The sequence below is a fragment of the Nonomuraea sp. NPDC005692 genome (genome assembly GCF_040631115.1).
Lineage (GTDB): Bacteria > Actinomycetota > Actinomycetes > Streptosporangiales > Streptosporangiaceae > Nonomuraea.
Genome location: NZ_JBEXYU010000027.1, coordinates 26,607 through 44,912, shown reverse-complemented (window position 1 = coordinate 44,912; position 18,306 = coordinate 26,607). Strand labels below are relative to the sequence as shown.

The 18,306-nt window shown below is 75.0% G+C and carries 19 protein-coding genes; 11 read left to right on the top strand and 8 right to left on the bottom strand.

The window, feature by feature from the left end:
- The first annotated feature begins 5 nt into the window (after positions 1-5).
- From ABZ459_RS38570 to ABZ459_RS38555, 4 genes are read left to right on the top strand one after another with little or no spacing between them, the layout of a single operon-like run.
- Positions 6-938, top strand: a complete 933-nt coding sequence (locus ABZ459_RS38570; protein WP_357981431.1) for a DUF4097 family beta strand repeat-containing protein — start codon at positions 6-8, stop codon at positions 936-938.
- A 17-nt stretch (positions 939-955) separates the two neighbouring features.
- Positions 956-1,921 carry an ATP-binding cassette domain-containing protein gene (locus tag ABZ459_RS38565; protein ID WP_357981428.1) on the top strand — a complete coding sequence of 322 codons (966 nt, stop codon included), beginning with the start codon at positions 956-958 and terminating at the stop codon, positions 1,919-1,921.
- A complete protein-coding gene (locus ABZ459_RS38560; protein ID WP_357981424.1) occupies positions 1,918-2,721 on the top strand; it encodes an ABC transporter permease in 804 nt (267 codons plus the stop codon). The genes ABZ459_RS38565 and ABZ459_RS38560 overlap by 4 nt, the downstream gene beginning before the upstream one ends.
- On the top strand, positions 2,718-3,224 hold the full coding sequence (locus ABZ459_RS38555; RefSeq protein WP_357981421.1) for a DUF1707 domain-containing protein: 507 nt from the start codon (positions 2,718-2,720) through the stop codon (positions 3,222-3,224). The genes ABZ459_RS38560 and ABZ459_RS38555 overlap by 4 nt, the downstream gene beginning before the upstream one ends.
- Before the next feature lie 61 nt (positions 3,225-3,285).
- Here ABZ459_RS38555 and ABZ459_RS38550 read toward each other — a convergent pair whose 3' ends face one another.
- Positions 3,286-3,714, bottom strand: a complete 429-nt coding sequence (locus ABZ459_RS38550; RefSeq protein ID WP_357981418.1) for a hypothetical protein — start codon at positions 3,712-3,714, stop codon at positions 3,286-3,288.
- A gap of 11 nt (positions 3,715-3,725) precedes the next feature.
- Entirely contained in the window at positions 3,726-4,166 is a 441-nt protein-coding gene (locus tag ABZ459_RS38545) for a hypothetical protein (protein WP_357981415.1), read from the bottom strand.
- Positions 4,167-4,326: 160 nt separating this feature from the next.
- On the opposite strand from ABZ459_RS38545, the gene ABZ459_RS38540 reads away from it, so the two are divergent.
- Positions 4,327-5,325 (top strand): helix-turn-helix domain-containing protein, encoded by a 999-nt coding sequence (locus tag ABZ459_RS38540; RefSeq protein ID WP_357981412.1) that lies wholly within the window; start codon positions 4,327-4,329, stop codon positions 5,323-5,325.
- Between the two features lie 75 nt (positions 5,326-5,400).
- Here ABZ459_RS38540 and ABZ459_RS38535 read toward each other — a convergent pair whose 3' ends face one another.
- Together ABZ459_RS38535 and ABZ459_RS38530 are read right to left on the bottom strand one after the other, a co-directional pair.
- Entirely contained in the window at positions 5,401-5,931 is a 531-nt protein-coding gene (locus ABZ459_RS38535) for a hypothetical protein (RefSeq protein WP_357981409.1), read from the bottom strand.
- 62 nt (positions 5,932-5,993) lie between these two features.
- Complete coding sequence (locus ABZ459_RS38530) at positions 5,994-8,105, bottom strand: prolyl oligopeptidase family serine peptidase (protein WP_357981406.1); 2,112 nt, start codon at positions 8,103-8,105, stop codon at positions 5,994-5,996.
- Between the two features lie 404 nt (positions 8,106-8,509).
- On the opposite strand from ABZ459_RS38530, the gene ABZ459_RS38525 reads away from it, so the two are divergent.
- Entirely contained in the window at positions 8,510-9,301 is a 792-nt protein-coding gene (locus ABZ459_RS38525) for a putative protein N(5)-glutamine methyltransferase (RefSeq protein ID WP_357981403.1), read from the top strand.
- An 85-nt stretch (positions 9,302-9,386) separates the two neighbouring features.
- Here ABZ459_RS38525 and ABZ459_RS38520 read toward each other — a convergent pair whose 3' ends face one another.
- The 3 genes from ABZ459_RS38520 to ABZ459_RS38510 all read right to left on the bottom strand — a co-directional run bounded on the left by ABZ459_RS38520 (position 9,387) and on the right by ABZ459_RS38510 (position 13,049).
- Entirely contained in the window at positions 9,387-9,734 is a 348-nt protein-coding gene (locus tag ABZ459_RS38520) for a WGxxGxxG family protein (RefSeq protein ID WP_357981400.1), read from the bottom strand.
- Between the two features lie 183 nt (positions 9,735-9,917).
- Positions 9,918-11,288, bottom strand: coding sequence for a diaminopimelate decarboxylase (locus ABZ459_RS38515; RefSeq protein ID WP_357981397.1), 1,371 nt, complete (start codon positions 11,286-11,288; stop codon positions 9,918-9,920).
- A gap of 150 nt (positions 11,289-11,438) precedes the next feature.
- Entirely contained in the window at positions 11,439-13,049 is a 1,611-nt protein-coding gene (locus ABZ459_RS38510) for a helix-turn-helix domain-containing protein (protein ID WP_357981394.1), read from the bottom strand.
- A gap of 45 nt (positions 13,050-13,094) precedes the next feature.
- Between ABZ459_RS38510 and ABZ459_RS38505 the strand changes: the two genes are divergently transcribed.
- Complete coding sequence (locus ABZ459_RS38505) at positions 13,095-13,628, top strand: hypothetical protein (RefSeq protein ID WP_357981391.1); 534 nt, start codon at positions 13,095-13,097, stop codon at positions 13,626-13,628.
- A gap of 74 nt (positions 13,629-13,702) precedes the next feature.
- Here the strand turns inward: ABZ459_RS38505 and ABZ459_RS38500 are convergent, their stop codons facing one another.
- Positions 13,703-14,467: a SpoIIE family protein phosphatase gene (locus ABZ459_RS38500; protein ID WP_357981388.1), complete on the bottom strand. Its 765-nt coding sequence runs from the start codon at positions 14,465-14,467 to the stop codon at positions 13,703-13,705.
- Positions 14,468-14,754: 287 nt separating this feature from the next.
- Here ABZ459_RS38500 and ABZ459_RS38495 point away from each other — a divergent pair, with 287 nt between their 5' ends.
- The 4 genes from ABZ459_RS38495 to ABZ459_RS38480 are packed head-to-tail and all read left to right on the top strand — an operon-like array spanning position 14,755 to position 18,187.
- On the top strand, positions 14,755-15,945 hold the full coding sequence (locus tag ABZ459_RS38495; protein WP_357981385.1) for a hypothetical protein: 1,191 nt from the start codon (positions 14,755-14,757) through the stop codon (positions 15,943-15,945).
- Positions 15,942-17,060, top strand: a complete 1,119-nt coding sequence (locus ABZ459_RS38490) for a hypothetical protein (protein ID WP_357981382.1) — start codon at positions 15,942-15,944, stop codon at positions 17,058-17,060. The genes ABZ459_RS38495 and ABZ459_RS38490 overlap by 4 nt, the downstream gene beginning before the upstream one ends.
- The gene (locus tag ABZ459_RS38485) at positions 17,030-17,722 is read left to right on the top strand and encodes a sigma factor-like helix-turn-helix DNA-binding protein (RefSeq protein ID WP_352354967.1); all 693 of its coding nucleotides are present in this window, start codon (positions 17,030-17,032) and stop codon (positions 17,720-17,722) included. Before ABZ459_RS38490 ends, ABZ459_RS38485 begins: the two co-directional genes overlap by 31 nt.
- 27 nt (positions 17,723-17,749) lie before the next feature.
- A complete protein-coding gene (locus tag ABZ459_RS38480; RefSeq protein WP_357981379.1) occupies positions 17,750-18,187 on the top strand; it encodes a pyridoxamine 5'-phosphate oxidase family protein in 438 nt (145 codons plus the stop codon).
- Positions 18,188-18,306: the final 119 nt, after the last annotated feature.

Genomic DNA, 18,306 nt, shown 5'->3' with positions numbered 1-18,306 from the left:
TGACCATGACGACCGATGACAGGGAGATCGGAATGCCGGCCTTCGACACGTCCAGCCCCATCGTCGCCGTCCTCGACCTGGCGACCGCCGCCGTCCGCGTCGTCGCGGGCGACCGCGCCGAGACCGTGGTCGAGGTCCGCCCGAGCGACGAGCACAACGACGCCGACGTGCAGGCCGCCCGGCACGTCCAGGTCCATTACGCCGACGGCAGGCTCACGGTGAGCGCCGACAAGGAACAGGGCGCGCCGGCGCTCGGCTGGGGGCTCTCGCTCGGCAAGCTGGTCGAGTCGCCCGCCGACTGGGCGCGTTCGCTGCTGCTCGGCACGGGCTCGGTGGAGGTGACGATCGAGCTGCCGGCCGGCTCCCGCCTCGACGCCAGGACGTCCGGCGCCCTGTCGTGCCGCGGGCCGCTCGGCGACGTCACGGCGACCACCACGTACGGCGACATCCGCGTCGAGGAGGCCGGCCGGCTGCGCCTGAAGAGCACCCACGGCACCGTCTCCGTCACGCGTGCCCGCGGGCACGCCGAGATCACCACGAACCACGGCGACATCCGCGTCGGCGAGATCGACGGCACCGCCGCGGTCAAGACCGCCCACGGCGACGTGCGCCTCGGCGAGGTCACCGGCGAGCTGCGGCTCAACAGCGCCCACGGCGACATCACCGTGGAGCGCCCGCTGGCCGGCGTCGTCGCCAAGACCGCCTACGCCGGTGTGGAGATCCACGAGGTGGCGTCCGGCACGGTCGTCATGGAGACCACCGGCGGCGGCCTGGACGTCGGCGTCCCCGAGGGCACCTCCGCCTGGCTCGACGTCAGCTCCCGGTACGGCACCGTGAACGTCGCCCTCGTCCCCGGCGACGACCCCGGCGACGCGGCGCGGACCGTCGAGATCCACGCCCACACCACCCACGGCGACATCGACATCCACCGTTCCTGACGACCGAGGAGACCGACATGCCAGACGCGATCGTGGTCGAGGGGCTGACCAAGAGGTACGGCGACGTGGCCGCCCTCGACGGCGTCGACCTGACCGTCCCGGAGGGGACGGTGTTAGGACTGCTGGGCCCCAACGGCGCCGGCAAGACCACCACGGTGAGGATCCTCACCACACTCCTGCGACCGGACGCCGGCCACGCCACGGTGGCCGGGTTCGACGTCGTCCGCGACGCCCACCGGCTGCGTGCCCACATCGGCGCGTCCGGCCAGTACGCCGCCGTGGACGACCACCTCACCGGCGCCGAGAACCTGGAGATGGTCGGCCGCCTCTACCACCTGGGCGCCCGGCGCAGCCGCGAGCGCGCCCGCGAGCTGCTGGACCGCTTCGACCTCGCCGACGCCGCCGACCGCCCGGTGCGCGGCTGGTCCGGCGGCATGCGGCGCCGCCTCGACCTGGCCGGCGCGCTGGTCGCCGACCCGCCCGTGCTGTTCCTGGACGAGCCCACCACCGGCCTCGACCCCCGCGCCAGGATCGCCCTGTGGGACGTCATCGCCGAGCTCGTCCGGGAGGGCACCACCGTCCTGCTGACCACCCAGTACCTGGAGGAGGCCGACCGGCTCGCCGACCGCATCGCGGTGGTCGACCACGGGCGGGTGATCGCCCGCGGCACGGCCGAGGAGCTGAAGGACCAGGTCGGCGGCGACCGCATCCAGCTCTCGATGACCAGCGCGGCGAGCCTGGAGAGCGCCGCCCGCGCCCTGGCGCCGCTGGCCCTGGGGGAGGTGCGGATCGACGCCGCCGCCCTGCGCATGACGATCCCGGTGACCGGCGGCGCGGCCGCGCTGACCCAGGCGCTCGGCCACCTGGCCGCCGAGCGGATCGCCGTACGCGACGCCGGGCTGCGCCGGCCCACCCTCGACGACGTGTTCCTCAGCCTCACCGGACGCCAGGCCGACGAGAAGAGCAGGGAGACCGCCCGATGAACGCCTTCCAGCTGGCCGCCGCCGACGGCCTGACCATCGCCAGGCGCAACGCGCTCAAGATCCGCAGAGCCCCCGACCTGCTGGGCGGCGTGATCATGCTGCCCATCGTGTTCGTGGTGCTGTTCACCTACGTCTTCGGCAGCATGATCGAGCTGCCCGGCATGTCCTACGGCGAGTACCTGCTGCCCGGGATCTTCGTCATGACGATCGTCACCAGCGCGCAGATCACCGGCTACACGCTCACCCAGGACCTGCAGAAGGGCATCTTCGACCGCTTCCGCACCCTGCCGATGTCCCCCACGGCGGTGCTCACCGGCCAGACCGTCAGCGACGTGATCATGAATGTCACCAGCATCGCCACCATGGCGCTCGTCGGCCTGCTGGTCGGCTGGCGGGTCCACAGCTCGCCGGCGGAGGCGGCACTCGGGTTCGCGATGCTGCTGCTGTTCTCCTACGCCTTCTCCTGGGTGACGGCCACGGTCGCGCTGGCCCTGCGCACGCCCGAGGTGTTCAACAACATCGCCACCATCACGTCGTTGCCGCTGGTGTTCCTGTCCAACGCGTTCGCCGACAGCACGCGGCTGCCCGGCCCGCTGCGGCCGATCGCCGAGTGGAATCCGGTCTCCACGCTCGTCCAGGCCGCGCGTGAGCTGTTCGGCAACACCAGCGCCGCCCTGCCCCAGCCCGCCGCCTGGCCGCTGCGGCACGCCGTGCCGGTGTCGCTGCTGTGGTCCGTGCTGCTCCTGGCCGTGTTCGTGCCGCTGGCCACGCGGCTGTACAAGAGGGCCGTCAGCCGATGAGCACCGTCTCGGGCGCGGACCGCGAGCGCGCGGTCGAGCTGGTCCAGCAGGCGTACGCGGACGGCCGGCTCGACCCCGACGAGCTGGAGCAGCGGCTCGAACTGGCGCTCACCGCCACCTCCGCCCGCGAGCTGGAGCCGATCGTCGCCGACCTGCCGGACGAGGTGGTCCGGCTGACCTCCACCGGCGGCGCCGTCACCCGGACCGGCGACTGGGCGGTCCCGCGCCGCCTGTGCGTCGACTCCAGGTACGGCCAGGTGCGGCTCGACCTGTCGCGGGCCCACGTGCCGTACGCGCGCATCGACATCGAGCTGCTGCTGGCCTACGGCAGCGCGACGATCGTCCTGCCCGCGGGCGCCACCGCGAACGCCGACGGGGTGCGGTCCGAGTGGGGGCGGGTGAGCTGCAAGGTCCCCGGCCGCCCCCGCCCCGGCCATCCGCACGTCCAGGTGACCGGCGACCTCCCCTACGGCCGCCTGGTCATCCGCCCGGCCCGCCGATGACCCCGCGCCCGGCGAGCCCCCGCCCGTGCTGGGCACGGGCGGGCGCTCGGGCGGCGCCGGCTCAGCCGTAGAAGCCGGCCGGGCAGAGCTTCACGCCGGGGATCGCCTGGTAGTCGCCGCCGTAGGAGACGGCGGTCGCCGGGATCCACCCCCACCCGCCGTGGAGCCTGCTGGTGTCGCCCTGGGTGTAGAGCCAGTAGTTGTTCCGGCCGCCGCCGTACTCGGGGTTCTCGCCGCTCCTGCGCTGGCAGACCATCCAGTTGTCGCCCGGGAACAGCACCCCCGTCGTCTCGGCGCCGGGCAGCGCGGCCTGGTCGAGCACGGCGGTCTGGATCCAGGTCGGGCAGGTGCTGGTGGAGAACGTACGGCCCTTGTAGTCCGTCACCGTCGGACCGCCCCAGCAGGACGCCTGCCCCGCCTCGGCGGGCGGGGCGAACGCCAGGGACGCGACCAGGACGGCGCCGGCGGCGAGCGCGCAGCGAAGGTTCACAGCGGTTCCTCTCACGGGAATCTGGGGTTGGTGCCGGTGCACCACGGCACGCCGGGGATGGCCTGGTAGTCGCCGCCGTAGGAGACGGACGTCGCGGGGATCCAGCCCCACCCGTTGAACTCGTGCTCCTGGGTGTCGCCCTGGGTGTAGAGCCAGATGTTGTTGCGGCCGCCGCCGAGCTGGTCGTTCTCGTCCCCCTTGCGCTGGCAGACCACCCAGTTGTCGCCGGGGAACAGGTAGCCGGTCGTCTCGCCGTTGCGCGCGGGGATCTCCCGCACGCGGGTCTGCGTCCAGGTCGGGCAGACCCTGGTGGCGTACGTCTTGCCGTTCGGGATGGTGACCGTGGGGCCGCCCCAGCAGGACGCGGCGCGCGCGGTGGCCCCGGACGGCGCGCCGAGACAGCCCAGCGCGAGCACGGCGGCGCCGAGCGGGATGAAGACACGACGGGTCATGCGTGATCCTCTCCATGAGATGCGGGTCAGGTCCGGGACCAAGTTCAGCCCGGATCGGCGCCGCGGGTCACCCTGTTCCTGGCCGGGCCGGAACACGCAGGTCGGAGGCCGTCAATCCGATGATGATCGTGCTGCCAGCCGGCCGGGTGACGATGCCGGCATGACCAGGGGAACCTTGAGGATCATCTTCACCGGAGAGGACCTGGCCCGGGTGCGCATCGCCTCCCGCATCGACGAGCTGTGGGAGATGGCGATGAGCCTGCACGTGCTGCAGAGACCCGGCGGGGGCGACGACATGGCGGCCTGGCGGCGGCGGGCGCGCGCCGACCTGGCCGGATCGGGACTGCTGCGGCCGGTGCGCGAGACGCTGGCCCCGCTGATGCCGATCAAGGCCTACTTCCCGGACTTCCTGACCCCGTACGAGGCCCAGTCGGGGCTGACGACCGGCGTCGAGGCGCTGGCCGACACCCCGGCCCTCCGCGTGCGGCACGAGATCGACCAGCTCCGCCGGCACGTCACCCTGCCCGCCGGCCTCGACGGCCTGGCCCGCGGGCACCGGCGGGCCGTCCGCCACGTGGCCCGCCTGGCGGGCCGCTACTGCCAGGTCACCTTCGCCCCCTGCCGCGCCACGATGGAACGCGCGCTGGGCCGCGAACGCGCCAGGCTCACCCGCCTGCTCACCGACCAGGGCGTGGACGCCATGCTCTCCGCCCTCACGCCGAGCACCCGCTGGCGGGCGCCCGTCCTGGAGATCGACTACGCCCCCGGCCGGTACGAGATCCACCTCCGCGGTCGCGGCCTGACGCTGATCCCGTCCTACTTCTGCCGGTTCACCCCGGTGGCGCTGGCCGATCCCACGTTGCCTCCCGTGCTGCTCTTCCCGGCTCCGCGCCGCGCCCCGGAACCGGGCCCCGGCGACCCGCTGCCCGACCTCCTCGGCGCGAACCGGGCCCGCGTCCTGCGCTGCGTCGCCGCCACCACCGGCTGCACCACCAGCGAGCTGGCCCGCCGTACCGGCACGTCGTTGTCGTCGGCCAGCGCCCATGCCCAGGTGCTGCACCGGGCCGGCCTGATCGCCAGCACCCGGCACGCCAACATGGTCATCCACCAGGTCACCCGTCTCGGCGCCGGCCTGCTCGGGACCGGAACCCCGTCCTGACGCAGGCGGGCGATCGGTGACCGAAGGGCTGGGGGGCGGCGCGGCCGGTCCGCGCCGTCCCCGGGTTCCGGCCGGCTACAGCAGGACGGCCAGGGTCGCGGCGGCGGTCGCGCCACCGGTGACGGCGCCGGCGACGGTCTGGGCCGCGGTGTGGTGCGAGACCCGGGTCCGGGCCCACGCGATCACCACGACCAGGGCCGTCCCGCACACCGCCACGGGCACCGGAGGCAGGACGTGGGCCAGCACGACCGCCGTGCCCGCCAGCACGAGCCGCGGCGCGCCCGCGAGCACCAGCACGGCCAGCCCAACCACCACCGCGACCAGACCGACCAGCATCGGGCCCCGGCGCGAGGCGCGTTCGACCAGATGGATCGAGTCCAGACGGCCGCGCCGGACCCCGGCCGCGATCACCGCCGCCGGGACGCCCGCGCACATCGCCGCCGCCAGCAGGCCCCACGCCAGTCCCGGCCCGCCGAGCCCGGCCGCGCCGGTCACCGGTGGCATCGCGACCGCGACGTACTGCGGCGCGAACACCTCCGTGATCGCACGGGCGACGGCCCCGCCCCTGCCCGTGGCGTGACCGTTCTGCCGAGATTGGTCGCCCATGTCGCCCTTCTCGTCCATTTCTGGATTTGTGGGCATCGTAGGGGAGGGGACGGCCGGGCCTGCTACCGGTTCAGGTGGCGGTGGAGGAAGTCGAGCTGGAGGAGGAGCATGCCCTCGAAGACGTCCTCGTCCGAGGTGGGGGCGTGGGAGGCGCCGGACAGCGGCAGCACCTCGTGCGGGCGTCCCGCGGCCAGCAGCGCGGACGACAGGCGCAGCGTGCCCGCCGGGAACACGTTGCCGTCGGACAGGCCGTGGATGAGCTGCAGGGGCCGGGCCAGCGTGTGCGCCTCGACCAGGGTCGAGCAGGCGTCGTAGCGTTCGGGGTGGCGGTCCGGGTGGCCGAGGAAACGTTCCCGCCAGTGGGTGTCGTACAGGCGCTGCTCGCTGGTGCCGGCGCCGGCGACGGCGGCGTGGAAGACGTCGGGACGGCGCAGCACCGCCATGACGGCCAGCGTGCCCGCGAACGACCAGCCGCGCATCGCGACCCGGCGCAGGTCCAGCTCCGGGTGCCGGGCGGCGACCGCGTGCAGGGCGGCCACCTGGTCCTCCAGCACGGGGCCGAACATGTCGCCGTGCACCTCGCGCTCCCAGCCGGGGCCGCGGCCCGGCGTGCCGGCCCCGTCGGTGACCAGGACGGCGAAGCCCTGCTCGGCGAACCACTGCGAGACGAACATCATCGCCGCCTGCTCGTCGGTGACCCGGCGCCCGGCCGGCCCGGCGTACGGGTCCAGCAGGACCGGCAGCGCCGGGTCGCCGGGACGGTGCCAGGAGGGCAGGTGCAGGTGGCTGCGCAGTTCGCGGCCGGTGGTGACGAGCGACAGCCGGCGCAGCGCCAGCACCGGCCGCTCCGCCACCGACGCCACCTCGACCCCGCCGCGCGTCGACGGGGACGCCGCCCCGGCCGGCGCACGTTCCACGCGGACGCGCTCGCCGGGGTGTTCGGCGGTGCGGATGACGTGGACGAGGGTGCCCGCGCGCCGGATGCCGCCGTGTACCCCCGGTGCGACGCTGAGCCGGCGGGCGCCCGCCTCTGGGGTGTGCAGCCACAGATGGGTCTGCGCGGGGTCGTCGGAGGCGGTGAAGAGCACGCCCTCGCCGTCCACGCCGAGAACCGCCTCCAGGTGCAGGCCGGGCGGCGTGACCGGGACGCCGCCGACGGTGAGCCGCCGCGTGCCGTCCAGGTCGGCGTGGGCGACCAGGCGGCCGGAACCCGTACGGGCGGGCGTGCCCGGGACGAGCTGCACCCAGTACGGATCGTGCTGCTCGGCCAGCAGCCGCGTGCGGCCGGAGTCCGGGTCGGCGGCCAGCACCCGGACCGTCCGCTGGTCCCTGCTCTGCACCGAGAGGTACGGGCCGTGGGCGTCCCAGCCGGCGGCCGTCACGTACTCGAAGGCGGCCCGGTCCCAGGCGACCTCGACGCGCCCGCCGTCCACCCCGCCGTCCACCCCGCCGTCCACCCCGCCGTCCACCCCGGCGATCCAGAGGGTGACGTCGGCGTTGGCGGTGCCGGCCGCCGGGTAGCGCACGGCCCGGGGCGGACGCGCGGGCTCGGCGGGGTCGCCCACGTGCCAGAGCGCGACGCGGGCCTCGTCCACCCGGGCCGTCAGCAGGCGGGCGCCGTCGGGGGACCACCAGTAGCCGCGGGAGCGGCCTATCGAGGCGGACGCGGCGTACTCGGCGACGCCGAACCGCACGTCCGGCCCGTCGGGCTCGGCCACGGCGCGGTCGCCGGCGCCGTCCGCGCCGATCACCCGCAGCGCGCCGCCGGAGAGGTAGGCGACCAGCCGCCCGGCCGGGTCGGGCCGCGGGTCGCGGGCCGTGCCGAGCGCCGGGAGCGTACGGGCCGCGCCGGTCGGGACGTCCACCGCCCACAGCGCGCCCGCCAGGGTGAACACCGCCAGGCCGGCCGCGTCGTCCGTGGCGTAGGAGCCGATCCCCTGGGTGCCGCCGCCGGTCAGCGCGGCGGGGTCGGCGAGCAGCCGCTCCTCGCCGGAGGCGGCGTCCAGGGCCCAGAGGCAGGTGACCGGGTCGTCGCCGGCGCGGCTGCGCAGGAACAGCACGATTGAGCCGTCCGCCGAGACGGTGAAGGCCGAGGGGGCGCCCAGGGTGAACCGCCGGGTGCGGGCGAACTGCCTGGGCAGGCTGATCTTGTTGTCGTCGTCGTGGTGCGGCATGCGTGCCTGGTTCCTCTCACTGCGGTCCGGCTTTCTGGCACGACAAAAAGCGCACACCGTAGTGGTGTGCGCTTCGTCTGTGTCGTGTGATCGGCGGGATCTCTCGCGCGGCTCCCGCGGGCCGCCTCGTGCTCGCCGGGACGATCTCCGCGGCCGAGCTCCCGGACATTTTACTACATGATCATCCGCATGGCGGCGGGCGCGTGACCGGGGGAGATCCCCGGTGGCCGCCCGCGTCGGGCCGGATCGGCTCTGGTACTGTGACGGTTCTCTGGCCGAGATCGTCCGTAGGAGGTGAGACCCATTCCCGCTTCGTCAGGCTGGGGCTCCCTTCCGGCACTCGTCCGGCCCGCCGGGGTCGGGTGACCGCGGGGAGCGCCCATCGGCATCCCGAAAGGCTCCCCATGTCCCCCTCTTCGATCCCCGTGTCCGCCGTCGTCGCCCGGCTGCGCGCCGCCGGCTGCGTCTTCGCCGAGGACGAGGCCGAGTTGCTGGTCTCCACCGCCCGTACCCCCGCCGAGCTGGCCGCGATGGTCGAGCGGCGGGCCGGCGGTCTGCCTCTTGAGCACGTCCTGGGCTGGGCGCGGTTCTGCGGTCTGCGCATCGCCGTCGAGCCCGGCGTGTTCGTGCCGCGTCCGCGCACCGAGTTCCTCATCCGTCAGGCCGTCGCGCTGGCCCGCCGGGCCGGCCGTCCGCCCGTCGTCCTCGACCTGTGCTGCGGCTCGGGCGCGATGGGCGCCGCGGTCGCGGCGGCGCTGGGGGAGGAGACCGAGGTGCACGCGGCCGACCTCGACCCCGCCGCCGTGCGCTGCGCCCGGCTCAACCTGCCCGGCGGCCACGTCCACCAGGGCGACCTGTACGACGCCCTCCCCGGCTCGCTACGCGGCCGCGTCGGCATCCTGATCGCCAGCCCGCCCTACGTGCCCACCGAGTCGGTCGGCCTGCTGCCGCCCGAGGCCCGCCTGCACGAGCCGCTGACGGCGCTCGACGGCGGCGGCGACGGGCTCGACGTGGTGCGGCGGGTGATCGCGGGGGCGTCCGGCTGGCTCGCGCCGGGCGGGCACCTGCTGGTGGAGACCAGCGAACGGCAGGCCGCGGCCACCGTCCGGGCCGCCGTGGCCGCGGGGCTCCCGGCGCGGGCCACGCTCTCGGCGGAACTGGACGCCACCGCCGTCATCGCCACCTGCCCCGCCTGAGGCTCACCGCACCGGCTGCGTCCGGGGGGCGGGCAGCGCGGTGCCCGGCGCGCCGGAGCGTCGCCGGGCACCGCCCGCGTCCTTCCTACGGACGCTGCGGACGGCTGGGGTTGGCGGTGGTCCCCGTCGTGGTCCCTGTCGTGGTGCCGGTGGTCCCGGTGGTACCTGTGGTGCCTGTGGGACGGGTGGTCATGTGCTCAGCCGTCCCCACCGGGTTGCGGCCCTTGCGCAGGCCCGCGAGTCCCAGCAGTCCGAGCAGCCCCAGCAGGCCCCACAGCCCGCCGTTGCCGCCGCCCTCGTCGTATCTGGTCTCGGTCGGTTGCGGGCTCGGCGTCGCCTGGCTCTGGACGACGGGCGTGTCCGCCACAGCGGTGGCGGCCGGGGCCAGCGCCAAGCAGAATGCCATCCCCAGGCCGGTGAGCGTCTTGCGCATGTGGGTTCCCCCGGATCCGGCGGCCCTCAAGGCGGAGAGCCGCCTGTCGCGCCTCCCGGGCAACGGCCCGGAAGGTTCCCCCGAAATGGAGCGAGAACTCCATACTCGCTGGTAGACATACCCTCACCCGCGAAAACAATCCGCACAAACCAGGACATACCGCCATAGTTGGGACGGCGGGCGTCAGGCGATGGCCGCCAGGAGGCCGGTCAGCGCGTCGGCCTGCGCCAGCCCGCTGGCCGCGGCGATCTCGTCCAGGGTCTGCGCCGGGCGCACCTCGCTCAGCCGGACGTCGCCGTCCGCCGTGACGGTGAAGCCGTGCACCGCCGGATAGGGCAGGCTGTTGTAGGCCCACGGGGTGGAGAAGTAGTAGGCGCCGGTGTCGTGCAGCACGACGATGTCGCCCTCGGCCAGCTCCGGCAGCTCCCTGGCGTGCGCGACCACGTCACCGGCGAAGCAGCACGGGCCCGCGACGTCCTGGGCGAGCAGGGGGCCGTCCTTGGGGTCGCCCGCCGGGCCGTACGCGCCGACCCGCAGCGGCCAGGCGTCCGGCATGAGCACCGTGCGGGTGGCGACCTGCGCGCCCGCGTGGGTGATCGCCACCCGCCGCCCGCCCGCGTCCTTGGTGTACTCCACCAGCGCCGCGACGAAGCCGTTCTTGGCCAGCAGCGACCGGCCGAACTCGGTGACCAGCGCGTACCGGCCGTCGAACAGCCCGGGGACGGCCGCGCGCAGCGTGGCGACGTAGTCGGCGTAGGTGGGGGCCACCTCGTCGCCGTCGAAGTTCACCGGCAGGCCGCCGCCGATGTCGATGCTGGTGATCTGCCGGACCCCGAGCGTCGCGTTGATCTCCTCGGCCAGCCGGTAGGTCTCGGCGATGCCCGCCGCGATCAGCTCCAGCGGGCAGCCCTGGGAGCCGACGTGCGCGTGCAGCCGGGTCAGCCAGGGCCGTTCGGCGAAGGCGCGGAAGACGGCCTCGCGGGCCCCCGGGTCGCGCAGCGCGACGCCGAACTTGGAGGTGGCGGTCGCGGTGCTCATCGCGCCGATCGTGCCGGTGCCGACCTGCGGGTTCACCCGCAGTCCCAGCACCGAGGAGGAGTCCGGCGCGCGCAGCTCGTCGATGCGGCGCAGCTCGTCCAGGCTGTCGGCGTTGACCGCGATGCCCAGCGAGAGGGCCTGGCGCAGCTCCTCGCGGGTCTTGGCGGGGGAGTCGAAGACGATCGTGCCCGGCGCGAACCCGGCGTCCAGCGCGATCCGCAGCTCGCCGGGGCTGGCGACCTCGCACCCCATGCCCGAGGCGGCGAGCAGCCGCAGGACGGGGATCAGGGACGCGGCTTTGGCGGCGAAGGTGTGCAGCACGTCCGGAACCTCGCCGAACGCCTCGTGCAACGCCCTGACCGAGTCCCGCACGCCGGCGGTGTCGACGAAGCCGGCGACCGGCTCGCCGGGGCCGAGCGCACCGGCGCGTACGGCGTGGCGCAGCACGTGGGCGGCGCGTTCGGCGGTGGTGCCGCGGGCAGGGGCGGGCGCGAGCGTGGCACTGCTCTGGATCACGTCCAAGGCTCCTGGATGCATCGGGAAAGAGGGAGTTTCGGAGGGGGCCAGACGAGATTCGGCCATGACCGCAGGCCAAGTCTTCAGCCGGGTGGACAAAGCCCGCCTACGGCTTTGTCCACCCGGCCAAGGAAAATCCGGAGCCCCAGGTCAGGCGGCCAGGCGGACGGCGAGGGTGAGCAGCAGCCGGGTGTCGGGGTCGTCGAGGTCGACGCCGAAGCGCTCGCGGACCCGGCGCAGCCGGTAGCGCAGGGTGTTCGGGTGCAGGACCAGCCGGCGGGCGGCGCGGCCGACGTCCCCGGCGGCGTCGAGGTAGGCGGCGATCGAGCGCACCAGCTCGCCGCCCGCCGCCAGGTCGGCGTGGACCAGGTCGTACACCGGGCCGCTGCCGCGTTCCCACACCGGGCGGACGGCGTCCAGGACGCGCAGCACGTCCAGGGCGGGGCCGAGGTCGGCCGCCAGGGCGTGGCGGGGGCCCGCGTCGCGGGCGCGCAGGACCCGTACGACCAGGTCGGCCTCCTCCCGAGAGCCCGCCGCGACCAGCGGCGAGGCGGCCACCGACCCCGCCCCCACCAGCACCGCGGCGGCGCCCGGCGTCGAGGCGGCCAGCCCGTCCAGCTCGCGGGCCAGCCCGAGCACGTCCCGCTCGTCGCCGCCGCGCACCGGCACCAGGGCCAGCACCCGCCCGGTCTCCCGCAGCACCCGCACCCCGGTCCGGTAGGAGGCGGCGTGCAGCGCGAGCACCTCCAGCACCCGCTCGCCGGCCGGGCCCCGGGCCGCCGCGCCCTCGCCCGCCGCGTCGGGGCCGGTCTCGGCGATCACCACGGCGCAGCGCAGGTCGGGCGGCAGGCCCAGCGTCCAGGCGTGGGTGCTCATGTCGCCCTCGCCGCCCAGCAGCCCGCGCAGCGCGTGCTCCTCGCGCAGCCGCGCGCCGCTCTCCCGCAGCCGGTGCTGCACCAGGTACGGCACCGCCACCTCCGCGGCCCGGCTCAGCGCGCTGGCCGCGTTGGGCGACAGGCGGCGGCCGTCGGCGGCGGCCCAGATCGAGCCCAGCATCTCCCGCCCGCTCCGGATGGCGATGATCAGCCGCTCCGGGGTGTCGCCGTCGGCGGGCCGGTGGATCACCTCGCCGGAGGACCACAGGGTGCGCAGCAGGCCGCTGCGCCGCAGCTCGTCCACCCGCCAGTCGGGCACCCGGCCGCCCAGGATGGTGGAGCGGCGCAGCTCGTCGGCCTCCGGCCCGGTGGCCGAGTGCGCCAGCACGCGGAACTGGGTGTCCTCGATGGTGATCGAGCCGCCGGTGAACTCGGCGACCACCGACGCCAGCGCGGCCAGCCCGCCGCCCGCCGTGGCCTCGGCCATCCGGTCGCCGCGTCCCGCCTCGCCGTAGGCGGCGGCCGAGCGCAGCAGGGTCGCCACGTCGTCCCAGTCGGCCCATTCGGCACGGGCCAGCAGGGCGATGCCGACCTGCTCGGCCGCGTCGAGCGCGTCGTCGGCCAGGTCCTCGCCCGCCCGCACGACCACCGCCGCGGCGCCGCGCCGCGCCGCCTCGCGGATGGAGGCGGTGGCCGCGCCGGTGGAGTGGAACAGCCCGGCCGCGAGCACGATCCGGCCGGCGTACGAGCGGGCGGGCCCCTCGTCGCCGATGATCATCCCGGACACGTGCACGTCCTGCCCCGACGGCGCGAGCAGCAGCCGCAGGACGCCGCCCTCGTCGAAGGCGAGCAGCTCGCGGAGGGTGATCTGCCCCCGTTTGTTCATGACGGGGAGCATACGCAGGTCACGACGCCTGGCAGGCTGGGGGCCATGCGATTCGGCGTACGCCAGTTCGAGCTGGCCCTGATGCACCGCATGCGCGACCTCAACCCGCGACGCGTGGAACAGGCGCTGGCCGACCTGGACGCCTCCCGCGCCGAGCTGCGCGCCGCGCACACCCACTGGACCCGGCTGGCCCACTCCCCGGTGGCGCCCAAGGGCCGGGCCGCGCTGCGGATGGCGCTCGGCCCGCCCGCGTACACGGGCGCGACCCCGTTCGGCAGCCTGACCTGCGACGTGGCCCGCTGGCGGCTGCCGTCCTGGCCGGAGCTGGAGTTCGAGGCGCTGACCGGCCCCGGCGGCGAGCTGTGGAACCTGTGGTTCGTGCGGCCCGGCGGCGACCGGCGGCTGTCGGCCGCCGACCTGACCCCGTGGGGATGCGTCGTGGCCGACGTCGGCGCGAGCTTCCCGGTGAGCTTCCAGGGCGAGGGATCGGCCCCGCACCACTGGGCGGTCGACTTCGCCTGCGAGGGCACGCCCCGCCGTGCGCTGTTCGTGTACGGCCTCTTCCAGCGCCTGGCCTGACGCCCCGGTGCGCCTCCCGTGCCACCCGGCCCCCGCCTTCGTGTCGGGTGGCACGTTCCACAGGCGGCCGGAGGTCAGGCGGTGACGAAGTCGGCGACCACCATCGTGGCGTCGTCCTTGGGCGCCGCGGCGGCCACCTCGTCGTACAGCCGGTCCAGGCAGGCGGCCGGGGACGGGCCGACGGCGAGCAGCTCGGTCAGCCGGTGCTCGCCCAGCGCCTTGAGCACGCCGTCGGTGACCACCGCCACGCGGTCACCCGGCCGCAGCGGCACGGTGCCGACCTCGGGGTTCAGCGTGGAGGCCAGCCCGATCCCGCGCAGCAGCGGGCCGTCGTCGAAGGAGTGCGACGTGGTGAGCCGGCGCGGCTTGCCGCCCTTGGCGCAGTGCCAGATCGCGCCGTTGCCCACGTGGACGAACCGCAGGCACGGCGTCTCCCCGGGGACGAGCACCAGCAGGTCCATCGTCGTGACCAGCGCCGGTCTGGACGGCGTGCGCAACGCGGCCCGCCGCACGGCCCGATGGGCGGACTGGGCGCACTCGTCCATGTCCTCCTCCCGCCGGGCGGAGTGCTGCGGGCGGGCGGCGACCACGGCGCCCAGGGCCAGCGCGGCCGCCGTGTGCGCGACCTCCGTGCCGCCCTGCCCGTCGGCCAGCGCGATCAGCCGCTCCTGGACGACGTAGGCGTCGGAGGGGTGGCCGTGCGAGCCGTCGTACGTGCCGCCCGCGGTCACCAGCCGGGGCCGCGTCGCCGGCATGCCGGGCGGCCAGTCCCCCCGGCGGCCGCGGACCGCCATCACCGAGAGGCAGCCGAGCAGAATCGAGATCGAGAAAACAGTCATGATCGTCCCTCCCGTCGCGCGCGACGACACGCGTCCAGTACATCCCTCTTGCCTGGAATGCGACTGACGGCTGATCGGCCGTCGTGGCGGCACGACGGCCGATCAGCCGTCATGCCGCCCAGGGCCCGCGCGACCCACAGTGAGGCAGGGCGGCGCACGCGCACCGGAGAGCCGCCGGCCCCCCGAGGAAGAGCCATGGAAACAGCCGACCGTCATGACGGGAACAAGCCTGTTCGAAGTCGATATTGTGAGACCCGTCCTGTGCCCTCTTCGCGGGCGGATCGCACATGGCTCTCCCCGGCTCCACGGGTCTCGGCAAGAGGCCCGACCCGAGACACGACACGAGGTACGACTCCGCGACCCGGCAGCTCGACAAGGCCGTCGCGCGTACCGCCGCGGGCGCGCGCGGGGCCGTCGGCCTGGTGTCGGTGGTCGCGGCCGGCCTCGGCGCGGTCCCGCCGGTCTCGGCCGCCTGGCTGGCGCCCGCGCTGGCGGCCGGTCTGGTGTGGACCGGGCTGTACCTGCGCCGGCTGCGCCGCGAGGAGCCGCTGCCGCACTGGCTGGTGGCCGGTGACGCGGCGACCACCGTGGCGGCCTGCCTGGCCCAGCGCCACCTCGTGCCCGTCCGGGCGTTCGACGCCGGGTCGAGCTGGATCGCGGGGCTGGTCACCATGACGATCGTCGTCATCGGGGTGACCTGGCGGCCCCGGATCGCCGTGCCGGCCGGGCTGGCCGTGGCGGGGGCGTACCTGGCGGGGGTGCGGCTCGCGGCGCCGTCCCAGGACGTGGCCGGCACGCTGGGCATCCACCTCGTCCAGCTGCTGGCGATCGTGATGCTGATGACGCTGCTGCGCCGCTCGGCCGCCTCCGCCGACGCGTTCCTGCGCGAGAGCGCGCGGGCCGAGATCGCCCTCATGGTCGAACGCCTGCGCCGCGAGGACGAGCTGCGCCAGGTCGCCAGCATCCACGAGACCGCCCTGCACACCCTGACCATGGTCGGCCTCGGCACCTACGACGAGCCGTCGCCCACCCTGCGCTCCCAGGTGGGCACCGACCTGGCCGCGCTGGAGAAGCTGCGCGACCGGCCACGCCCCGAGACCGCCCTCATCGCCCTGGACGCCCTGCTCGACGAGGTGGCCGGCCGCGTGCCCGGCCTGGACGTGCGCCGCCGCCTGATCCCGCAGACCGTCCCCGGCGACGTCGCCGAGCACTTCGCCCGCGCCGTCACCGAGGCCCTGGCCAACGTCGCGCTGCACGCCGGCGTGGCCGAGGCCGTCCTGGTCTCCAGCGGGCACGACGGCGAGGTCCGGGTGGAGGTCGCCGACAAGGGCCACGGCTTCGACCAGGACCGCCTGCCGCCCGACCGGTTCGGCGTGCGCGGCTCGATCCTCGACACGATGAACGAGCTGCGCGGCGGCGGCGCCCGGATCTCCTCCGGCGACACCGGCACGCGGGTGAGCATGTGGTGGCGGCCGTGACCGACGACATCGAGCAGGTCGCCCAGCGCTACGCCCGCTACACCGCGCTCGGCGCGGCCGTCATCGCCGGCTTCTGGCACACCGGCTACGACCTCACCGTCACCGTCACCGGCTGGAGCTCCTTCCGCTGGCCGCTGCTCGCCGCGGCCGCCTGGGTCGTCTACACGGCGGTCGGTGTGATCGCGGGCCTGTCGCTCGCGCGCACCTCGCGCGGCCCCGACCGCATCCTCGGCCTGGCGGTCGCGGCGCTGGCCGCCGACGTCGCGGTGATCGTGGCCTGCCGCCCGCAGGACCTGCTCGGCATCAGCGACTGGGGATGGGGGTCGGTCGGCTGGCTGGGCGTCATGCTGGCCTGGAACCGGCCGCGCTGGCGGGCGGAGCTGGGCGCCTTCCTGGCCGTCAACGCCGCCGTCATGCTGGCCGCGATGGCCGTGGCCGGGGCGCTCGACCGGGTCTCGGTCGCGAAGTACCTGGTGGTCATCGTCGGCGGCGTCACCATGCAGCTCGGCTACACGGCCGGCTGCGCCCTGCTGCGCGCCCGCGCCGAGGACGCCGTGCTGCTGGCCCGCAGGCTCGCCGCCGACGACGCCTGGCGGGAGTCGGCCAGGAGCATCCACGCCGACCGCATCCGCAGGTACGCCGCCATCAGGGACGTGGCCGAGTCGCTGCTCCAGCAGCTGGCCGACGGCGCCGACCCCGGCGACCCGCGCGTCCGCGAGGACTGCACGGCCGGCGCCATGCGGCTGCGCCGCCTGATCACCGAGCGCGAGGACGTCCCGGACGCGCTGGTGGCCGCGCTGCGCGAGCGCATCGACGCGGCCGAGCGGCGCCAGGTGCTGGTGACCGCGCCGCCGTTCGGCGAGAACCTGCCCGCGCTGCCCGAGGGCGTGCGGGAGGATCTGCTCAGGGCGCCCGTCCTGGCGCTGGACGGCGCCCGCTCGCGGGCCAGGGTCACCGTGTCGGCGATGTCGGCCATGGTGAGCGTGGCCGTCGTCGCCGACAACGACGACCTGCCGGTCAGCCCCACCCCGGTGCGCGAGCCCAGCGGGGTCGTGGTCACCTACCAGCGCCAGGGAGGGGAGGTATGGGTCAACAGCATCTGGCAGCGCCCGTGACGGTCGCCCTGGTCGAGGACCACCAGGTGGTCGTTGACGGCGTGCGCTCCTGGTTCGGGCCGGGCAGCGGCGTCGAGCTGGTCGCCCAGGGGCCCACGATCGAGTCGGTCCGCGGCGTGGCCGCCGACGTGCTGCTGCTCGACCTCAACCTCAACGGCACGATGGTCGCCGACCGGGTGGGCGGCCTGTGCGCGGGCGGCCAGCGGGTGATCGTCTTCTCCGAGCACGAGGAGCCCGAGATCGTCCGGGCGGTGCTGGACGCGGGCGCGTCGGCGTTCATCGGCAAGGGGCGCGCCACCCGGGAGTCCTGCCTGGAGACGATCATGGAGGTGGCCGCCGACCGGCCGTCCGTGACGCTGCCCATGGCCCAGGCCATCGCCACGGACGAGGGCCCCCACCGTCCCCAGCTGTCGGACAAGGAGCGGGCGGCGCTGCTGTTCTGGTTCCAGTCGATGTCGAAGGCGTCGGTCGCGGCCCGCATGGGCATCAAGGAACGCACCGTGCGCCAGTACATCGACCGGGCCAGGGTCAAGTATGCGGCGGCCGGCCGGCCCGCGCCGACCAAGGAGAAACTGCTCATCTGCGCCATCCAGGACGGCCTGATCCGTCCCGACGAGGTCGGGATCTACACCTCGCACGCCCGCCAGGGCCCGCCCTCCTGAGCCGCCCCCTTCACCGGGCGATATACGATGTCGCTCGCCCGGAAGCCCGACGAGGCGCCCGACAGCCCGAGGAGGATCGTGGACCTGGCCGAGCTGGGCGAGGCGTTCGCCGCGTTCTGGCAGGAGCGGCACCTGTGCACGCTCGCCACCGCCCGCGACGGCGGCCCGCCGCACGTCGTGCCCGTCGGCGCGACCCTCGACCTGGACACCGCGACCGCCCGCGTGATCACCTCCGGCTCCTCCCACAAGGCCCGGCTGATCGGCGCGGACGGCGCCGCGGTGTCGCTGTGCCAGGTCGACGGCCGCCGCTGGTCCACCCTGGAGGGGCGGGCCGTGGTGCGCACCGAGCCCGAGCAGGTCGCCGACGCCGAACGCCGGTACACCGCCCGCTACAAGCCGCCCCGGCCCAACCCGTCCAGGGTGGTGCTGGAGATCCAGGTGACGCGCGTGCTGGGCAACGTCTGATCACTGGCGGTTCGTCATGACTTCCGCACGCCCGAGCCGGATGCTAGCTTTCGCCCGTGGAGTCTGAGTACGGCCGACGGCCCGCCGCGGACCTTCCGCGCCCGCCCGCGGCCCTGCCC